Origin of the sequence: Rhizobium sp. BK456, assembly GCF_014194045.1 — a bacterium.
Taxonomy (GTDB): Bacteria; Pseudomonadota; Alphaproteobacteria; order Rhizobiales; family Rhizobiaceae; genus Rhizobium; species Rhizobium redzepovicii.
The window spans coordinates 1-15,596 of sequence record NZ_JACIAO010000004.1 but is presented as its reverse complement, the minus strand read 5'-3'; the positions used below and the strand labels follow the sequence as shown (position 1 = coordinate 15,596).

Here is a 15,596-nt window from a genome sequence, read left to right as displayed (position 1 = left end):
CCGATCATTTTCCCTGAGCAATCGCCTGCTGGCGAATCTGCGTCAGGCTCATTTTCGGCGTCAGCGCTTCCGGGTCGATTCGGATTTCGATGAGGCCGGGCTTGCCCGATGCCTCGCAGCGTTCGAAAGCGCCGGCGAAGTCCTCCGTCTTCTCCACGGTCTCGCCATGCAGGCCGTAGGACCGCGCCAGCGCGGCAAAATCCGGGTTCGTCAGGCGGGTGCCGGAAACACGGCCGGGATAGCTGCGCTCCTGATGCATGCGGATCGTTCCGTACATGCCGTTGTTGATGACGAGGAAGATCGCCCGGGCGTCATATTGCATCGCCGTTGCGAGTTCCTGGCCGTTCATCAGGAAACATCCGTCGCCGGCAAAGGCAACCACCGTGCGCGAGGGATCGGTGATCTTGGCGGCGACCGCCGCCGGCACGCCATAACCCATGGAGCCGTTGGTCGGCCCGAGCTGGGTGCGGAACGAGCGATACTGATAGAAACGATGAGCCCAGGCGGAATAATTGCCGGCGCCGGTGGTCAGGATGGCATCGGGTTTGAGATGGCCGCGCAGCCATTCCATGATGTCGCCCATCTGCACCGGACCCGGCACCTCGGGATGCTTGAGGTTTTCGAGGTAGTCGGTATGGGCAGTCCTGGTCCAATCCGTCCATACCGGTGCGACAGGCGGCTTCAGCTTTGCCGCCTGCGACAGGAAACCGGCGACGCTGGCATTGATCGGCAGGCTTGCGTGATAGACCCGCCCGAGTTCTTCGGCGCCCGGATGGATGTGAACGAGTGACTGCCTCGGAACGGGAATGTCGATCAGCGTATAAGCGCCTGTCGTCATCTCCCCGAGACGGGCGCCGATCGATATCAGCAGATCGCAATCCTTGACGTGTCTGATCAGCTTCGGCCCTGCGGCAAGGCCGAGGTCGCCAGCATAGTTTTCGTGGCGGTTGTCGAACAGGTCCTGACAGCGGAAGGACGCGGCGATCGGCAGGCTGAAGGCCTCGGAAAAGGCCTTGAGGTCATCCACGGCCTGCTGCGTCCAGCCGCCGCCGCCGACGACGGTCATCGGGCGCTTGGCCTGCGAGAGAAGACCGAGCAATTCCTCCAATTGCTGTTCGCCGGCAAAGGCTTCGACCTTTTTGTGGGGCGGCGTGTCGGCGACATCAACCATATCGGTCAGCATATCCTCGGGAAGCGCGACGACCACCGGTCCCGGCCGGCCGTTGACGGCGCGGTGGAAGGCCTGGCTGATGAGTTCGGGGATGCGGGCGGCGTCCTCGATCTCGACCACCCATTTCGCCATCTGGCCGAACATCCGGCGATAATCGATCTCCTGGAAGGCTTCGCGCTCCATCTGGTCACGCGCCACCTGGCCGATGAACAGGATCATCGGCGTCGAATCCTGGAAAGCCGTATGCACGCCGATAGACGCATTCGTGGCGCCCGGCCCGCGGGTCACGAAACAGATGCCGGGCTTGCCGGTCATCTTGCCATAGGCTTCCGCCATATAGGCAGCCCCGCCCTCCTGCCGGCAGATGACGAATTCGATGGCCTCTTCTAGGTCGTGGAAGGCGTCGAGGGCGGCAAGATAGCTTTCACCCGGCACGCCGAACACACGATCGACGCCGTGGATGTGCAAGGCATCGACGAGCACCTGGCCGCCGCTGCGCTTTGATGTTTCGTTTCTCATCGGGTTCCCTCTCCTGTTCGTTAGATGACGGCGTCTTCGAGGAAGGGCCGGTTCACCGTCACCCGCTCATAGCCGAATGGCGAAAGATCGAGGGTCTTGAAGCCGCCATAGGCGATCAGCTCCGAGAGACCCCGGCCCATCGCCGGCGACTGCTGCAGGCCGTGGCCTGAGAAGCCGTTTGCAAAGAGGAAATTTCCGACTTCCGTATGCGGCCCGAGGACGACATTGTGGTCGAGGGTGCAGTAGTCGTAATGGCCGGCCCAGGAGTTGACGACCTTGATCGCTTCGAAGGCCGGAACCCGGTTCGCCAGGATCGGCCAGATTTCCTCGTCGAATTCGTCATGCATGACGTCGAAATCGTTCGGGTCCACTTCCGGATCGTGTTTGGGATAGGTGCCCATCAGATAGAATTTGCCTTCCGGCCGGAAGAAAACGCCCGTGGGGTCGATCGTCAGGCCGACTTTTCCCTCGAGCGGCGTGCGGCAATCGACGACGAACAGCGAGCGCCGCCGCGGCTCGATGGGAACGTCGAGACCGGCCATCCGCGCAACCTTCTTGCCGTTGGTGCCTGAGGTATTGACCATCGTGCCGCATGCGATCGTCTGACCGCTCTTCGTCGATACGGATACGACGCGGTCTCCCTCTCTGTTGACGGAGACGACCTCGTCTTCGATGTATTCGACCCCGAGCGAGCGAGCCTTCTTGCGAAAGCCCTGCAGCAGGCCGACACTGTCGAACCAGCCCTCGCCACGCTCACCGGTGCTGCCGAGCGTCAGCCCTTCGAGATTGAGCCAGGGAAACCGCCGGCGGAGGCCGTCAGGATCGAGAAGCGTCACCTCGGCGCCGCAGGAAAGCTGGGTCTCGTGATTGCGTCTCAAGACCTGATCGCCGCGCTCGTCCTCGGCAAGGAACAGGTAACCGGCCTCGTGAAAGCCGATCTCCGGCGTGTCGTCATCGATGGCGACGTTTTCCTTGAAGTTGCGGATGAACTCCGTGCCGAATTGCGAGACTTTGACGTTGATTGCATTGGAGAACTGGTGGCGGATGGAACTGGAGGAAAGCGCGGTGGCCGAACGCTGATAGGTCCAGTCCTTCTCGATCACCAGGACCGAGCCCTTGAAGTCGGGATTGGTCGCGAGGAAGTAGGCGGCCGAACTGCCGACTACCGCGCCGCCGACGATCACCACGTCATAGGATGACTTGGATGCTTGCATCGGCGTCTCACTTCTTCTCGTCTTCGAAATGGCCGGCGGCGGCAAAGCTGCCGCCCTGGAAACGCACGGCCGGATCGTTGGGATCGCCCTGCCGTGTCTTCGCGAAGACCTTTTCTTCGTAGTCGTCGGCGCTGTCTTCCGGCTTGTAACCGAGGGAAGCCGCCGTGCGGTTGTCCCAGAAAGCCCGGCTGTTGTCGGACATGCCATAGGCGACCATGAAGCCGACGCGTTCGGCCGACAGGCTCTTTTCGACGAGCTGGCGGCAATCGCGATAGGAAAGCCAGGTGATGAGATGGCGCCGGTCCGTCGGCTCCGGGAAGGAGGAGCCGATGCGCAGACTGACCGTCTCGATGCCGAACTTGTCGAAATAATAGCGGCCGAGGTTTTCGACGAAGGTCTTCGACACGCCGTAGAGGCTGTCGGGGCGGGTCGGCGCATTGCCGTCGATCGTCTCGGTGCGCTCGTAAAAACCGATAGCGTGAACGGAGCTGGCATAGACGATACGCTTGACGCCGTGCTGCCGGGCCGCCTCATAAATGTTGTAGCTGCCGACGATATTGGCGTTGAGAATGGTGTTCCAGGACGCTTCCAGCCCCTGGCCGCCCATATGGATGATGGCGTCGCAGCCCTCCACCGCTTTCGAGACGGCGTCGAAATCGGAAAGATCAGCCGGAACATCCTCCTCGTGCGGAGCAAGGTTTTCGCAGGGTTTGCGCGCCGACAGCCTGACGATCTTGCCGAGCCTTGTTCCGGATTCGCGCAGCTGGGTTCCGAGAGCGCCAGCCGCGCCGGTCAGAAGCGTGCGCTGATAATCGGTCATAATATTTTCCCCTTAGCGAAGTCTGGCCAGCGCATCGGCGGTGCGCTCGATGGCAATGGCGAGATTTTCGCGCGATGTTGCGAACGAAAGGCGGATATAGGGCTCGACGCCGAAAGCGGCACCGGGGACGGTGGCGACCTTCCCCTCTTTCAGGAGATAGGAGGCCAGTTCCGTATCGTTGGAAATCCGGGTGCCGTCAGGCGCCGTCCTACCGATATAGCCGGCGCATTTGGGGAAGAGGTAGAAGGCGCCTTCGGGCGCCCGCACTTCGAGGCCCGGTATCGCGGCGAAACCCTTGGCGACAAGTTGGCCGCGCGCCTTATATTCAGCGACCGCCGTCGTGACGAAGTCTTGAGGGCCGTCGAGGGCGGCAGCGGCCGCGACCTGGGTGATGGAGGACGGGCAGGTCGTGCTCTGCGACTGGAGCTTGTTCAAGGTCTTGGTCAATTGCTTCGGACCAGCCGCATAGCCGAGGCGCCATCCCGTCATCGCATAGGCTTTCGAGACACCGTTGATGATCAGCGTGCGCTCTTTCAGCTCCGGGCAGGCGACGGCGAAGGAGGTAAACGGCACGTCGGCGCAGACGATATGCTCGTAGATCTCGTCCGACATGATGGCGACATGGGGATGGCGCGCCAGCACCGCGCCGAGCGCCCTCAACTCGTCCGCCGTGTAGATCGCGCCCGTCGGGTTCGATGGCGAGTTGAACAGGAACCAGCGCGTCCTTGGCGTAATCGCCGCTTCGAGGCGTTCCGGCGTGATCTTGAAGGCATCCTCGACGCCGCAGGCAACGACCTTCGGCACGCCGCCATGCAGGATGACGATGTCGGTGTAGGAGACCCAGTAAGGCGCCGGCACGACCACTTCGTCGCCGGGCTCCAAGGTGGCGAGGAAAGCGTTGAAGAGGATCTGCTTGGCGCCGTTGCCGATGGAGATTTCGTCCATGGCATAGTCGAGGCCGTTTTCGCGCTTGAACTTGGCGACGATTGCCTGGCGCAGTTCTGGCAGGCCGTCCGGCGCCGTATAGCGCGTGATGCCGTGCTTCATCGCCTCGATCGCAGCTTCGACGATGTGAGCGGGCGTATCGAAATCGGGCTCGCCGAGCGACAGGTCGATGACATGCTCTCCCTTGGCCCGCATTGCCTTGGCGGCCATGGAGACCGCCATGGAGGGCGAGGACTTGATCGTCGCGACACGCGTGCTTTCGAATGCAACCATATTCATGCCTTGCCTCCCTGGCTCCGGCTCCGGCCGTAAGCGCCAGCCTGTTCTTCGGTGATGTATCCATGCCTGAGATCGTGTTCGACCGCCTCGCTCGGGCGGGCGGCCGGATCGCCGTAACCGCCGCCGCCCGGAAGCGACAGAACGAGGCGGCGGCCTTCCGGCACGAATTGCAGCCCCTTGCCCTTGAGAACCGTGCCGTCATCGAGCGCAACGGCGCCGGCCGCGCCGTCCAATCCGCCATCACGGCCGCGCGCGGGATGGCCGAGCCTGTCGAACATGGCGGAGAAGCGGAAGCTGAAGCCTTCGGCCGCCTCGATTTCGATCATCTGGCCGAGACCGCCGCGTTGCGCGCCGGCACCACCCGACCCCTCCCGCAACTCCTTGCGCCAGACGATGACCGGGCCGACATTCTCCGTCGCCTCGATCGGCATCGTGTGCACGCCGCTCGGAAAGGCGGTGGCGTTCAAGCCGTCGAGGGAGGCGCGCGCACCAGTGCCGCCGGAATTGAACATCAGGATTTCCGCGCCCTTGCCGCCGATCTGGTCGGAAAGCGGGCGCACGCTCATATGCAGATTCCAGAGCGCGCTCGCACCTTCGGCCGGCGCCTGGCCCGGGAGCGCCTGATGCAGCGCGCCCAAAACGAGATCCGGCACGAAATGGCCGAGGACGTGGCGCACCGCGACCGGCGCCGGCCGCTTGGCGTTGAGGATGCAGCCTTCAGGCGCCACCACGTCGAAGGGGGCGAGAGAGGCCGCATTGTTCGGAATCTCAGGCGCCACCACGCATTTGATGCCGTAGCAGGCATAGGCCTTGGCATAGACGAGCGGCACGTTGATGCCGAACTTGCTCATGCCGGAGGTGCCGTCGAAATCGACGACGATGCCCTCGGGACCGATGCTGAGCCTGGCTGCCAGATGCACCGGCTCGTCATAGCCGTCGAGATCGAGGCTGTAGCTCCAGGCGCCATGCGGAAGGTTCCTCAGCCGCTCCAGCGTCGCCTCGCGGCTGTGCTTGAGGATGAAGCCGCCGATCGTCGACAGATCGGGGAGATTGAATTCCGTCAGCATATCGGCGAGCCGGCGATGACCCGTCTCGTTGCAGGCGGCGAGCGCATAGAAATCGCCGACAACCTTGTCGCTTTCGCGCACATTGTTGCGGACGATATGGATCAGCGTCCGGTTCAATTCGCCACGCTCGAAGAACTTCATGATCGGGATGAAGATGCCTTCTTCATAGACCTCGCGCGCATCCGGGCCGAAGCCTCGGCCGCCGACGTCGACGACATGGGCGGTCGAGGCGAAATACCCCACCAGCTTGCCGTGATGGAAGGAGGGGGTGACGACGGTGATGTCGTGCAGGTGACCCGTCCCCTTCCACGGATCGTTGGTGATGTAGACGTCGCCTTCGAAGATATTCTCCGGCCCGATATCGGCAATGAAATGCGCGACGGATTCCGCCATCGCATTGACGTGGCCGGGCGTACCGGTCACCGCCTGCGCCAGCATGCGGCCGTCGAGGTCGAAAACGCCGGCCGACAGATCGCCCGCCTCGCGGACGGAGGTGGAGAAGGCAGTGCGGATCAGCGTCTGCGCCTGCTCCTCGACGACGGAAATCAGCCGGTTCCACATGACCTGCATATGGATATCGATCATGGATTTGTTCATGTGACGATCCTCAGATCCGGGTTACGAGCAGGCAGCCGTCGTGCTGGACGATGGCCTTGAAGGAGGCGGTAAGGACCGCCGATGTCTCGCGCTCGACGATGACGGCGGGACCCTTGACGACGTCGCCCGGCCTCAGCGTGGTCCGCTCGTGAATGCCGGCGTCGAGATAGGCGCCCTGCGAGGCCTCGAACAGGCGGCGGGTCTTGACCGGCGGCACGACACCGCCTTCGGCGACGGAAGGGATGCGCTCGACCGGCGGCAGCGGCGAACTCGCCTTGACCGACCAACTGACGATCTCGATATCCAAACCTTCGATGGCACGACCGAAGAAGCGCTCATATTCACGCTCGAACGCGGCTGCGATCGCCTCAGCGCTCGTTGAATCGAAGTTGTCGTCAGCAAGCGGCACCGGAATGTCCCAGCCCTGCCCGGCATAGCGCATGAAGAGCGTGCGTTCGATGACCGGAGCCCCGGCGTCGAGGCCGCCTTCGACGAAGCCGAGCGCTTCAGCCTTCATGGTTTCCAGCAGCCGGTTGGCCTCGGCATATTCGAAATGCGACAGGTTGAAGACGGCGCTGCGGACCGATTCATAGCCGAACGGCGCCTTGAGGAAGCCGATCGCTGAACCGACGCCGGCGCCGAGTGGCACGAGGAAGGTCGAGATCCCCATCTTTTCGCAGAGCCGCGCGGCATGCAGCGGGCCTGCGCCGCCGAAGGTGATCATGGTGAAATCGGAAATGTTCTTTCCGTTCTCGACGGTGTGGACGCGGCCGGCATTTGCCATGTTCTCATCCACCATCTCGCAGGTGCCGTAGGCGGAAGCTTCCGGGTCGAGGCCGATGACTGCGCCGATATCGTCGCTCATCGCCTTACGGCTCGCCTCGATGGAAAGCGGGATGGCGCCGCCGGCGAAATTATCAGGATCGAGCTTACCGAGGATCAGGTCCGCGTCGGTTACCGTCGGATTCTTGCCGCCGCGCTGATAACAGGCCGGCCCCGGCTCGGAGGCAGCCGAATGCGGCCCGACGCGGATCTGGCGCATGCCGTCGACCGAAGCGATCGAACCGCCGCCGGCGCCGATTTCGACCATTTCGACGACAGGGATGGAAATCGGCATGCCGGATCCCTTGCGGAAGCGATAGGTCCGCGCCACCTCGAAGGTCTTGGCGGTCTTCGGCACCTGGTTTTCGATCAGGCAGATCTTCGCGGTCGTGCCGCCCATGTCGAAGGACAGAACCGTATCGAGACCGTATTGGCGGGCGATGTCGGCCGCAAAGATCGCTCCACCCGCAGGACCCGATTCGACGAGGCGCACCGGAAATTCGGAGGCGCTCTCGACCGAAACGATGCCGCCGCCGGAATGGATCATGAAGACCGGGCAGCCGACGCCGATCTCCTTCAGCGACACGACGAGACGGTCGAGATAGGATTTGATCGCCGGCTTGACGTAAGCATTGGCGCAGACCGTGTTGAAGCGCTCGAACTCGCGCATCTGCGGCGAGACTTCGGACGAGATCGAAACGGAAATACCAGGAAGCCGCTTCAGGATCGCATCGCGGACGGCAATTTCATGCGCGCCATTGGCATAGGCATGAATGAAGCCGATCGCGACACTTTCATAGCCGCCCGCCGCAATCTTCTCGACGGCTGCGGCGACCGAGGCCTCGTCCAGATCGAGCAGGACCTTGCCGGTAGCATCGATGCGCTCGCGTATGACGAAGCGGTCGGCGCGGGCGATCAGCGCCGGCGGCAGGGAAATATTGAGATCATATTGCTCGAAACGGTTCTCGGTGCGCATCTCCAGCACATCGCGAAACCCTTCGGTCGTCACGAAAGCGGTCCTGGCGCCGCGCCGCTCGATGAGAGCGTTGGTGGCAAGCGTTGTGCCGTGGATAAGGATGCCGATCTCCGAAAGAGCGATGCCCGCCATCTCGGCGACGGATTTGACGCCCTTCAGAATCGCCCGCTCCGGCGCCGTATAATCGGTCAATATCTTCGTCGAGTGAAGCGTCCCATCGAGGTCGAGAGCGATATCCGTAAAGGTGCCGCCGATATCGACGCCCACCCGGCAGTTTCGTGGCGTGCTGCTCACCGTCTTGTTCCCCAGTTCTCACGTTTGAGTCCGCGCTCGTGCGGCCCCGCATCCAGCCATTCTTCACTGTTGCCAGCGCCGCTGCAACATTTCCGCTTGACGATCCTCGTATATGTCACTTATCATATAAGTGTCAATTGGAAAAACAGTCAAAGATCTCGAAACGCGCTTTCCAAGCGTTTTTGGAGAACGACGAATAACTGAATAAAAATAATTGCTTCGCGTCACGGCGAAGGGTGAATGCGGGCCGAACTCGCATCCCGAAAGACAAGAACATCAGAGTTGCTTCAACCAGAGGGAAAGCACAATGAAATCCATCTCAACGCTTCTTACGGCGACCACGCTCGCCTCGGCCCTGCTCTTTTCCAGCGCTTTCGCAGCCGACACGATCAAGATCGGCGTCGCCGGCCCCTTTACCGGCGCCAATGCGACCTTCGGTGAGCAGGTGTTCAGCGGCGTCTCGGCCTATGTCGGCGACGTCAACGCCAATGGCGGCATCAAAGGCAAGAAGATCGAACTGGTGAAGGGCGACGACGCTTGCGAACCGAAGCAGGCAGTGGCGGTCGCCAACCGTTTCGTCGACCAGGACAAGGTCCAGGCCGTGATCGGGCATTTCTGCTCGTCCAACACCATCCCCGCGTCCGAAGTCTACAATGACGCCGGCATCCTCGAAATGACGCCGTCCTCGACGAACCCGACCGTGACCGATCGCGGCTTCGACAATCTGTTCCGCGGCTGCGGCCGTGACGACCAGCAGGCCGTGGTGGCCGGCAGCTTCATTCTGGATACGCTGAAGCGGGACAAGATCGCCCTCATCCATGACAAGGACACCTATGGCCAGGGCCTGGTGGACGCCGTCAAGAAGACGATCGAAGCGCGCGGCGTAAAGCCGGTCATGTATGAGGGTCTCACCCGCGGCGAACGCGACTTCAATGCGCTCGTCACCAAGATCAAGAGCTCCGGCGCCAACGCCGTCTATTTCGGCGGGCTCATTCCCGAAGGCGGCCCGCTGATCCGCCAGTTGAAGGAACAGGGTGTCGACGTGGCCGTCGTCAGCGGCGACGCCTTCGCCCAGGCAGAACTCGTCGCAGCCGCCGGCGGCGCTCAGAATCTGAAGAACGTCTACTATTCGGCGACACCGGATCCGCTGGCGGATCCGTCCACGCAGGGCGTCCAGGATGCGCTGAAGAAAGCCAATATTACGCCCGCCAACTACGTACTCTACGGCTATGCCAATGCGCAGGCGGTCGTCGCCGCGCTGAAGGCCGGCGACGAGCTGAAGGCCCAGGCCGACTATCTTCGCAACAACACCGTCGATTCCGCCATCGGCAAGATCACCTGGGATGCGAAGGGCGACATCAAGGACTTCAAGTTCGTCTTCTACAATTTCGACGACAAGGGAAGCCCTGTCTTGGTGAAGTAAGGCAATTTTGCCGGATCGGCCGGACCGCAAGGTTCGGCCGGCTTATCCATCCCCGAAAACATAAGAGGGGTTCGCCATGGACTTTTACATCCTGGTTCAACAATTATTCAACGGCATCACGCTCGGGACGATCTACGGCCTGATCGCGGTCGGATACACCATGGTCTACGGCGTCATCCGGATGATCAACTTCGCCCATGGCGACGTCTACATGGTATCGGCCTATATCGCCGCCATCACCCTTGCCGTGCTTGCTTATTTCGGCGTCCAGTCGGTTCCCTTCGCCTTGATATCCGTGCTGGTGATCAGCTGCGCAATCACCGCCGTTTATGGCTGGGTGATCGAGCGCGTGGCCTATCGACCGCTTCGCGGCTCGACCAAGCTTGCTCCGCTCATCTCGGCGATCGGCATCTCGCTCATGCTGCAGAGCTACGTCCAGATCGCCCAGGGCGCGCGCGACCAGGGCGTACCGACGCTGATCCAGGGAGCGTTCCGGATCGGCAACGAAACTCACTTCGCGCAGATCACCTATATGCAGACGGTCATCCTGTTCGCCTCGCTGATCGCCATGGGTTTGCTCACCTATGTGATCAACTACACGAGGATCGGCCGCGAGTGCCGCGCCACCCAGCAGAATATCCGCATCTCGGCGATCCTGGGGGTCAATACCGACCGGATCATCTCGACGGTGTTCGTCATGGGCGCAGCGACCGCCGCCGTTGGTGGAACGCTGGTCACCTTCAATTACGGGTCTTTCAACTTCTTCATCGGCTTCGTCATGGGCATCAAGGCCTTCACGGCCGCGGTTCTCGGCGGAATCGGCTCGCTGCCGGGTGCTGTGCTCGGCGGCATCGTCCTCGGCCTGACGGAGGCGCTGTTCGCCGGCTATGTCAGCACCGACTACAAGGACGTCTTCGCCTTCGCGCTGCTCATCACCCTTCTGTTTTTCCGACCGTATGGCCTGCTTGGCCGTCCTGAAATCCAGAAGGTCTGAGGAGGAGCAGAATCATGGAACCCAATCGCGTTCACACGCTCCTCAAACAAGCGCTCCTCACCTTCACGGTCTCCATCGTCTTGTTCGGTCCGATCTCGGGACTGGTGCTCGACGGATTTTCGTTCACCAACGAACTGACACGGGCGTTGCTGCTCGCCGCCATTGTCACGGTGGGCCGATCGGCGCTCTCACTATTTCAGATGAGCAGCCTCGGTCGAAAGCTCAGCCTGCGCATGGCAGGCAACAGCGCCGGCGTGACCGTCATGAACGGCAAGGAACGGTCGCCGATGCTCGTCCTTGCCCTGTTGTTTGTCGCAGGGCTGAGCCTGCCGTTTTTTGCCGACAAATATTTCCTAGGCATTGCAATCCTCGCGCTGATCTACTGCCTGCTCGGCCTGGGGCTAAACATCGTCGTCGGGCTTGCCGGCCTGCTGGACCTCGGCTACGTCGCCTTCTACGCCGTCGGCGCCTATCTACTGGCGCTCGGATCGCAATATCTTGGCCTGGGATTCTGGAGCGCGCTGATCCTTGCCCCGTTCCTCGCCGGCCTTTGCGGCATGGTTCTCGCCTTTCCCGTCCTCAAGATGCATGGCGATTACCTTGCTATCGTCACGCTCGGCTTCGGTGAAATCATCCGCCTGGTGCTGAACAACTGGCTTGAGTTCACCGGCGGCCCCAACGGCGCTCCGGTTCCGCCGCCGACCTTCTTCGGCCTCGAATTCACCCGCACGGCCAAACAGGGCGGCGTGCCCATTCATGAATATCTGGGCATCCCCTACAGTGCGGATTACAAGTTCTGGTTCCTCTATTTCGTGCTGTTTCTCGTCGTCTGCTTCGTTATCTACGCGGTGGAGCGGCTGCGCGTCATACCGCTCGGCCGCATGTGGGAAGCACTGCGCGAAGACGAGATCGCTTGCCGTTCGCTCGGCGTCAATCACGTCTTCACCAAGCTCACCGCCTTCATGCTCGGCGCTTCCACCGGCGGGCTGGCCGGCGTCTTCTTCGCCGCACAACAGGGTTTCGTGAACCCGACATCCTTCACGTTTTTCGAATCCGCGCTGATCCTGGCAATCGTCGTGCTCGGTGGCCTGGGATCGACGGCAGGCGTCATCGCGGCGGCTCTGGTCCTCACCATTCTTCCCGAGCTCCTGCGCGAGTTCGCCGAATACCGGGTGCTGGTCTTCGGCATTCTGATGGTCGTCATGATGATCTGGAAGCCGCGCGGGCTGGTGCGCATCAAACGCCCGGCTTTCTTTCCGAGCACGATGGAAGAAGGCGTCGGCAGCGCACTGTCCTTCCCCAGCAAGGCGGAGGCGGGGCGATGAGCAAAACCATCCTCGACGTACAGAACGTCACGATGCGTTTCGGCGGCATCGTCGCCAACAGGAACGTCAGCTTCACCGTCGAACGCGGCGCGGTGACCGCGCTGATCGGCCCGAACGGCGCCGGCAAGACGACGATGTTCAACTGCATCACCGGCTTCTATCGCGCCAGCGACGGCCGCATCATCCTGAACGGGCGCGATGGTCCGACCGATATCGGCGAGCTGGTGACGAAACCGATCACCGGCGGCTCGCACCTCGTCACCCGCGCCGGGATCGCCCGGACGTTCCAGAACATCCGCCTGTTCAAGGAAATGTCGGTCATCGAAAACCTTCTGGTCGCCCAGCATCTCGCAACCCGCAACAATATTCTGAGCGGGGTTTTCCGCACGCCGGTGTTTCGCAAGGCCGAGAGAGAGGCAGTCGACCGCGCCTATCATTGGCTGCGGCAGATGAATCTCGTCGAAGACGCCAACCGCCTTGCCGGCGAGCTGCCCTATGGCCGGCAGCGCCGCGTCGAGATCGCTCGCGCCATGTGCACGGCTCCGAGCCTCATATGCCTCGACGAACCGGCCGCCGGCCTGAACCCCTCGGAAACCCGGGATCTTGCGGAGGTCATCCAGCGGCTCTGCGCCGACCACGACCAGACGGTGCTCGTCATCGAGCACGACATGGGCCTCGTCATGCGCATTTCAAACCACATCGTCGTGCTCGATCATGGCGAGGTGATCTCCGACGGCACGCCTGAACACGTCGCCAACGATCCGGCCGTCGTCGCGGCCTATCTCGGCGTCAGCGAAGAGGAGGTCCATGCATGAGCCAGCCATCCGACACGCCGGTGCCGCTTCTAGAATTCGCCGACGTTCATGCCCATTACGGTCCGATCGAAGCGCTGAAGGCCATCAACGTTCATATCTCCGCCGGTGAAATCGTCAGCCTGATCGGCGCGAACGGAGCCGGCAAGACTACGCTGCTGTCCTCCATTTTCGGCGCGCCGCGCGCCTCGTCGGGCAGGATATTGCATCGCGGCGAAGACATCTCCCGCATGCCAACCAACAGGATTTCCCGACGCGGCATAGCGCTCGTTCCCGAGGGGCGTCAGATCTATCAGGAAATGTCGGTCGAAGAGAACATGATGATGGGCACGACGCCGATCGGCATGGCCTGGTTCGAAGAGGACCGGAACATCATGTTCGAGCTCTTCCCGCGCCTCAAGGAGCGCCGCAACCAGACAGCCGGCACGATGTCGGGCGGCGAACAGCAGATGCTCGCCATTGCCCGCGCGATGATGGCGCGGCCGGAGCTGATCCTGTTCGACGAACCGTCGCTGGGACTGGCGCCGCTGATCGTCAAGCGGGTTTTCGAAGTCCTGGGAGAGATCGCGGCGATGGGCAAGACCATCTTTCTCGTCGAGCAGAACGCCAACCATGCGCTGAAGCTCTCTCAGCGCGCCTATGTCATGGTAAACGGCCGTATCCATCTCTCCGGCGACAGCGCCTCGCTTCTCGACAACCAAGACGTCCGCAAAGCCTATCTCGGACTGCACTGAACGGAAGACCTTCATGCTGCACAAGAACCTGATTGCCGGGGAATGGGTTGCAGGCGATATCTCGCTGAACATCAACCCGTCCAACACCAATGACATTGTCGGCGAATTCTCCCGCGCCAGCGCAGATGACGTCAGGACGGCCATCGCGGCCGCAAAGTCGGCTTTGCCGGTCTGGTCGCAATCGCCGATCCTGGCACGCCATGCCATCCTGAAGAAGACCGGCGACGAGATATTGGCGCGCAAGGAGGAGCTTGGAAGCCTGCTTGCCCGCGAGGAGGGCAAGACCCTGACCGAGGCAATCGGCGAAGTCACCCGCGCCGGCCAGATTTTCGATTTCTTCGCCGGCGAGGTTCTCCGCCTGTCGGGAGAAACGCTGCCATCGGTCCGCCCCGGCGTCGGCATCGATATCACGCGCGAGCCGGTGGGCGTCGTCGGGGTCATCACCCCGTGGAATTTCCCGATCGCGATTCCTGCCTGGAAGATCGCGCCCGCACTTGCTTATGGCAATACGGTCGTGCTGAAACCTGCCGATCTCGTGCCCGGCTGCGCTTGGTCCCTCGTCGAAATCCTCCATCGGGCGGGCACACCCGCCGGCGTCGTCAACCTCGTCATGGGACGCGGCAGCGTGGTCGGCCAAGCCATGCTCGACAGTCCCGATATCAATGCGCTCACCTTCACCGGATCAGCGGCGACCGGAAAACGCGTCGCGCTTGCCTCGATAGAGCATAACCGCAAGTTCCAGCTGGAGATGGGCGGCAAGAACCCATTCGTGGTGCTCGACGATGCCGATCTCGACGTCGCCGTCGAGGCAGCTGCCAATTCGTCCTTCTTCTCCACCGGCCAGCGCTGCACGGCATCCTCGCGGCTGATCGTCACCGAAGGCATTCACGATCGTTTCGTCGACGCACTCAAGAAACGTCTCGAGGCTCTCGTCGTCGACGACGCTCTCAAGAGCGGCACGCATATCGGTCCGGTCGTCGATCAAAGCCAGCTGAAACAAGACATCGACTATATCGACATCGGCCGAAACGAAGGCGCAAGACTGGCCTTCGGCGGCAGCAGGCTGGAGCGGGCAGCACCCGGCTTCTATCTCGAACCGGCGCTCTTCACCGAAGCGACCAACCAGATGCGGATCGCGCGGGAGGAAATCTTCGGCCCCATCGCCGCCGTCATCCGGGTGAAGGATTATGACGAAGCACTCGCTGTCGCAAACGACACAAGCTTCGGCCTGTCTTCCGGCATCGCCACCACAAGCCTGAAACATGCGACGCATTTCAAGCGCAATGCCGAAGCCGGCATGGTGATGGTCAACCTGCCGACGGCCGGCGTCGACTTCCACGTGCCGTTCGGCGGCCGCAAGGGCTCGTCCTTCGGCCCCCGCGAACAGGGCCGGTACGCCGCGGAATTCTACACCTCGGTCAAGACAGCCTATACATTTGCGTAAGGAAGGACACCATGAAGATTCTCGTGCCGGTCAAGCGCGTCGTCGATTACAACGTGAAGATCCGGGTGAAGCCGGATGGTTCCGGTGTCGAGCTTGCCAATGTGAAGATGTCGATGAACCCGTTCGACGAGATCTCGGTGGAAGAGGCGCTGCGGCTGAA

The 15,596-nt window shown here is 62.0% G+C and carries 12 protein-coding genes and 1 pseudogene; 7 read left to right on the top strand and 6 right to left on the bottom strand.

What is annotated here, in order from left to right; translation table 11 throughout:
- Nucleotides 1-4: 4 nt before the first annotated feature.
- The 6 genes from FHX03_RS12960 to FHX03_RS12935 are packed head-to-tail and all read right to left on the bottom strand — an operon-like array spanning nt 5 to nt 8,704.
- Nucleotides 5-1,690 carry a thiamine pyrophosphate-binding protein gene (locus tag FHX03_RS12960; protein WP_097628121.1) on the bottom strand — a complete coding sequence of 562 codons (1,686 nt, stop codon included), beginning with the start codon at nt 1,688-1,690 and terminating at the stop codon, nt 5-7.
- Between the two features lie 20 nt (nt 1,691-1,710).
- Nucleotides 1,711-2,904 carry an NAD(P)/FAD-dependent oxidoreductase gene (locus tag FHX03_RS12955; RefSeq protein WP_183853973.1) on the bottom strand — a complete coding sequence of 398 codons (1,194 nt, stop codon included), beginning with the start codon at nt 2,902-2,904 and terminating at the stop codon, nt 1,711-1,713.
- 7 nt (nt 2,905-2,911) lie between these two features.
- The gene (locus FHX03_RS12950; RefSeq protein ID WP_097628123.1) at nt 2,912-3,724 is read right to left on the bottom strand and encodes an NAD-dependent epimerase/dehydratase family protein; all 813 of its coding nucleotides are present in this window, start codon (nt 3,722-3,724) and stop codon (nt 2,912-2,914) included.
- A gap of 12 nt (nt 3,725-3,736) precedes the next feature.
- Nucleotides 3,737-4,948: a pyridoxal phosphate-dependent aminotransferase gene (locus FHX03_RS12945; RefSeq protein WP_183779653.1), complete on the bottom strand. Its 1,212-nt coding sequence runs from the start codon at nt 4,946-4,948 to the stop codon at nt 3,737-3,739.
- Nucleotides 4,945-6,612, bottom strand: coding sequence for a hydantoinase B/oxoprolinase family protein (locus tag FHX03_RS12940; protein ID WP_183853971.1), 1,668 nt, complete (start codon nt 6,610-6,612; stop codon nt 4,945-4,947). The genes FHX03_RS12945 and FHX03_RS12940 overlap by 4 nt, the downstream gene beginning before the upstream one ends.
- Before the next feature lie 10 nt (nt 6,613-6,622).
- Entirely contained in the window at nt 6,623-8,704 is a 2,082-nt protein-coding gene (locus FHX03_RS12935; RefSeq protein WP_183779649.1) for a hydantoinase/oxoprolinase family protein, read from the bottom strand.
- Between the two features lie 307 nt (nt 8,705-9,011).
- Here FHX03_RS12935 and FHX03_RS12930 point away from each other — a divergent pair, with 307 nt between their 5' ends.
- The 7 genes and pseudogenes from FHX03_RS12930 to FHX03_RS12900 all read left to right on the top strand — a co-directional run.
- Entirely contained in the window at nt 9,012-10,127 is a 1,116-nt protein-coding gene (locus FHX03_RS12930; protein ID WP_097628127.1) for an ABC transporter substrate-binding protein, read from the top strand.
- A gap of 76 nt (nt 10,128-10,203) precedes the next feature.
- Nucleotides 10,204-11,121, top strand: a complete 918-nt coding sequence (locus tag FHX03_RS12925; protein WP_097628128.1) for an ABC transporter permease subunit — start codon at nt 10,204-10,206, stop codon at nt 11,119-11,121.
- 14 nt (nt 11,122-11,135) lie between these two features.
- Complete coding sequence (livM, locus tag FHX03_RS12920; RefSeq protein WP_183853970.1) at nt 11,136-12,446, top strand: high-affinity branched-chain amino acid ABC transporter permease LivM; 1,311 nt, start codon at nt 11,136-11,138, stop codon at nt 12,444-12,446.
- Entirely contained in the window at nt 12,443-13,261 is an 819-nt protein-coding gene (locus FHX03_RS12915) for an ABC transporter ATP-binding protein (RefSeq protein WP_183853968.1), read from the top strand. Before livM ends, FHX03_RS12915 begins: the two co-directional genes overlap by 4 nt.
- Entirely contained in the window at nt 13,258-13,992 is a 735-nt protein-coding gene (locus tag FHX03_RS12910; protein ID WP_097628131.1) for an ABC transporter ATP-binding protein, read from the top strand. The genes FHX03_RS12915 and FHX03_RS12910 overlap by 4 nt, the downstream gene beginning before the upstream one ends.
- 13 nt (nt 13,993-14,005) lie before the next feature.
- Nucleotides 14,006-15,436 carry an aldehyde dehydrogenase family protein gene (locus FHX03_RS12905; RefSeq protein WP_183779645.1) on the top strand — a complete coding sequence of 477 codons (1,431 nt, stop codon included), beginning with the start codon at nt 14,006-14,008 and terminating at the stop codon, nt 15,434-15,436.
- A gap of 11 nt (nt 15,437-15,447) precedes the next feature.
- Nucleotides 15,448-15,596: pseudogene (locus tag FHX03_RS12900) on the top strand (electron transfer flavoprotein subunit beta/FixA family protein); the annotation flags it as partial.

What these genes read in the sequence shown, in the direction of transcription:
- FHX03_RS12960 (WP_097628121.1), bottom strand. Translation starts at nt 1,690, where the DNA reads ATGAGAAACGAAACATCAAAGCGCAGCGGCGGCCAGGTGCTCGTCGAT.
- FHX03_RS12955 (WP_183853973.1), bottom strand. Translation starts at nt 2,904, where the DNA reads ATGCAAGCATCCAAGTCATCCTATGACGTGGTGATCGTCGGCGGCGCG.
- FHX03_RS12950 (WP_097628123.1), bottom strand. Translation starts at nt 3,724, where the DNA reads ATGACCGATTATCAGCGCACGCTTCTGACCGGCGCGGCTGGCGCTCTC.
- FHX03_RS12945 (WP_183779653.1), bottom strand. Translation starts at nt 4,948, where the DNA reads ATGAATATGGTTGCATTCGAAAGCACGCGTGTCGCGACGATCAAGTCC.
- FHX03_RS12940 (WP_183853971.1), bottom strand. Translation starts at nt 6,612, where the DNA reads ATGAACAAATCCATGATCGATATCCATATGCAGGTCATGTGGAACCGG.
- FHX03_RS12930 (WP_097628127.1), top strand. Translation starts at nt 9,012, where the DNA reads ATGAAATCCATCTCAACGCTTCTTACGGCGACCACGCTCGCCTCGGCC.
- FHX03_RS12925 (WP_097628128.1), top strand. Translation starts at nt 10,204, where the DNA reads ATGGACTTTTACATCCTGGTTCAACAATTATTCAACGGCATCACGCTC.
- livM (WP_183853970.1), top strand. Translation starts at nt 11,136, where the DNA reads ATGGAACCCAATCGCGTTCACACGCTCCTCAAACAAGCGCTCCTCACC.
- FHX03_RS12915 (WP_183853968.1), top strand. Translation starts at nt 12,443, where the DNA reads ATGAGCAAAACCATCCTCGACGTACAGAACGTCACGATGCGTTTCGGC.
- FHX03_RS12910 (WP_097628131.1), top strand. Translation starts at nt 13,258, where the DNA reads ATGAGCCAGCCATCCGACACGCCGGTGCCGCTTCTAGAATTCGCCGAC.
- FHX03_RS12905 (WP_183779645.1), top strand. Translation starts at nt 14,006, where the DNA reads ATGCTGCACAAGAACCTGATTGCCGGGGAATGGGTTGCAGGCGATATC.